Origin of the sequence: Isoptericola cucumis (assembly GCF_014635665.1) — a bacterium.
In the GTDB taxonomy this organism is placed as follows: Bacteria; Actinomycetota; Actinomycetes; order Actinomycetales; family Cellulomonadaceae; genus Isoptericola; species Isoptericola cucumis.
The window spans coordinates 1-3,243 of sequence record NZ_BMDG01000023.1; the positions used below are offsets into that span (position 1 = coordinate 1).

At 57.5% G+C, this 3,243-nt stretch carries 1 rRNA gene; it reads left to right on the plus strand.

Annotation, left to right across the window (positions count from 1 at the left end):
* Positions 1-176: 176 nt before the first annotated feature.
* Positions 177-3,243: ribosomal RNA gene (locus IEW03_RS20235) — 23S ribosomal RNA — on the plus strand; the annotation flags it as partial.

Here is a 3,243-nt window from a genome sequence, read left to right on the forward strand (position 1 = left end):
TGGGGGTTGCTGGTAGGCGGGTGCCGGTCGTGGTGGGTCGTCCGTAGCTTGAGAACTGCACAGTGGACGCGAGCATCCCAGATGTTCAAATGCGCCTCCTTTTTGTTTGTCTGGTCTTCGGGTCGGGCAGCTGAGGGGGGTGTTCTTTGGATCTCTGTAGCAAATATTTGTAGTGTGTCGAAGTTTTTAAGGGCACAGGGTGGATGCCTTGGCACTAGGAGCCGAAGAAGGACGTTGTAGCCTGCGATAAGCCTCGGGGAGTTGGCAAACGAGCTGTGATCCGAGGATTTCCGAATGGGGGAACCCAGCCGCAGTCATGTGCGGTTACCTGTATCTGAATTCATAGGGTGCAGGGGGGAACGCCGGGAAGTGAAACATCTCAGTACCGGCAGGAAGAGATATTCCGTGAGTAGTGGCGAGCGAAAGCGGATGAGGCCAAACCGTGTGCGTGTCAAGCTGTCAGGCGTTGCGCATGCGGGGTTGTGGGACCTTTCGACCAGATCTGACAGTCTGGTGACCAGTCATAAAGCCGTGTCATAGTCGAACCGCATTGAAAGGCGGACCATAGTGGGTGTGAGTCCCGTAGACGAAATGGTGCGGCCTGGTGAAGGGGATCCCAAGTAGCACGGGGCCCGAGAAATCCCGTGTGAATCTGGCAAGACCACTTGCTAAGCCTAAATACTACCTAGTGACCGATAGCGGACAAGTACCGTGAGGGAAAGGTGAAAAGTACCCCGGGAGGGGAGTGAAATAGTACCTGAAACCGTGTGCCTACAATCCGTCGGAGCCTCCCTAGCAGGGGTGACGGCGTGCCTTTTGAAGAATGAGCCTGCGAGTTAGTGCTCGGTGGCGAGGTTAACCCGTGTGGGGAAGCCGTAGCGAAAGCGAGTCCGAATAGGGCGTCTCAGTCGCCGGGTCTAGACCCGAAGCGAAGTGATCTAGCCATGGGCAGGTTGAAGCGCCGGTAAGACGGCGTGGAGGACCGAACCCACCAGGGTTGAAAACCTGGGGGATGACCTGTGGTTAGGGGTGAAAGGCCAATCAAACTTCGTGATAGCTGGTTCTCCCCGAAATGCATTTAGGTGCAGCGTCACGTGTTTCTTGCCGGAGGTAGAGCTACTGGATGGCTAATGGGCCCTACCAGGTTACTGACGTCAGCCAAACTCCGAATGCCGGTAAGACATAGCGTGGCAGTGAGACTGCGGGGGATAAGCTTCGTAGTCGAGAGGGAAACAGCCCAGACCACCGGCTAAGGCCCCTAAGCGTGTGCTCAGTGGGAAAGGATGTGGAGTTGCACAGACAACCAGGAGGTTGGCTTAGAAGCAGCCATCCTTGAAAGAGTGCGTAATAGCTCACTGGTCAAGTGATTCCGCGCCGACAATGTAGCGGGGCTCAAGTACACCGCCGAAGCCGTGGCACTCACACTCAAGCCCAGCATCCGCCTTCGGGTGGTTGTTCAGGTGTGTGGGTGGGTAGGGGAGCGTCGTGTGGGCAGTGAAGCCGCAGGGTGACCTAGTGGTGGAGCCTACACGAGTGAGAATGCAGGCATGAGTAGCGAATGACGGGTGAGAAACCCGTCCGCCGAATGACCAAGGGTTCCAGGGCCAGGTTAATCCGCCCTGGGTAAGTCGGGACCTAAGGCGAGGCCGACAGGCGTAGTCGATGGACAAGGAGTTGATATTCTCCTACCGGCGAAGAACCGCCCATACCGAGCCCGGTGATGCTAACCACCCCAAACCACCACCGATGTCCTTCGGGACGTCACCGGTGGGGCGGCGTGGGACCCGAACCGGTAGTAGGTAAGCGTGTTAACAGGGGTGACGCAGGAAGGTAGCCCGGCGTGGCGATGGTTGACCACGTCCAAGGCCGTAGCCCGCTCTGTAGGCAAATCCGCAGGGCACGAGGGTGAGAGCTGATAGTGACCGCGTATGCGGGAAACGGGTGATCCTCTGCTGCCAAGAAAAGCCTCGACGCGAGGTTCTAGCCGCCCGTACCCCAAACCGACTCAGGTGGTCAGGTAGAGAATACCAAGGCGATCGAGTGAATCGTGGTTAAGGAACTCGGCAAAATGCCCCCGTAACTTCGGGAGAAGGGGGGCCCGAACCGTGAACCGGACTTGCTCCGGGGAGGCGGGGAGGGCCGCAGAGACCAGGGAGAAGCGACTGTTTACTAAAAACACAGGTCCGTGCGAAGTCGCAAGACGATGTATACGGACTGACGCCTGCCCGGTGCTGGAAGGTTAAGAGGACGGGTCAGACCCTCGGGTCGAAGCCCAGAATTTAAGCCCCAGTAAACGGCGGTGGTAACTATAACCATCCTAAGGTAGCGAAATTCCTTGTCGGGTAAGTTCCGACCTGCACGAATGGCGTAACGACTTCTCCGCTGTCTCAACCGCGAACTCGGCGAAATTGCACTACGAGTAAAGATGCTCGTTACGCGCAGCAGGACGGAAAGACCCCGGGACCTTTACTATAGCTTGGTATTGGTGTTCGATGCGGCTTGTGTAGGATAGGTGGGAGACTATGAAGCGCACGCGCCAGCGTGTGTGGAGTCATCGTTGAAATACCACTCTGGCCGCATCGACCATCTAACCTCGGTCCGTGATCCGGATCAGGGACAGTGCCTGGTGGGTAGTTTAACTGGGGCGGTTGCCTCCCAAAATGTAACGGAGGCGCTCAAAGGTTCCCTCAGCCTGGTTGGCAATCAGGTGTCGAGTGCAAGTGCACAAGGGAGCTTGACTGTGAGACCGACAGGTCGAGCAGGGACGAAAGTCGGAACTAGTGATCCGGCGGTGGCTTGTGGAAGCGCCGTCGCTCAACGGATAAAAGGTACCCCGGGGATAACAGGCTGATCTTGCCCAAGAGTCCATATCGACGGCATGGTTTGGCACCTCGATGTCGGCTCGTCGCATCCTGGGGCTGGAGTAGGTCCCAAGGGTTGGGCTGTTCGCCCATTAAAGCGGTACGCGAGCTGGGTTTAGAACGTCGTGAGACAGTTCGGTCCCTATCCGCTGCGCGCGCAGGAAACTTGAGAAGGGCTGTCCCTAGTACGAGAGGACCGGGACGGACGAACCTCTGGTGTGCCAGTTGTCCTGCCAAGGGCACGGCTGGTTAGCTACGTTCGGAAGGGATAACCGCTGAAAGCATCTAAGCGGGAAGCCTGCTTCAAGATGAGGTTTCCATCCCCGCAAGGGGTGAAGGCACCCAGCTAGACCACTGGGTAGATAGGCCGGATGTGGAAGAC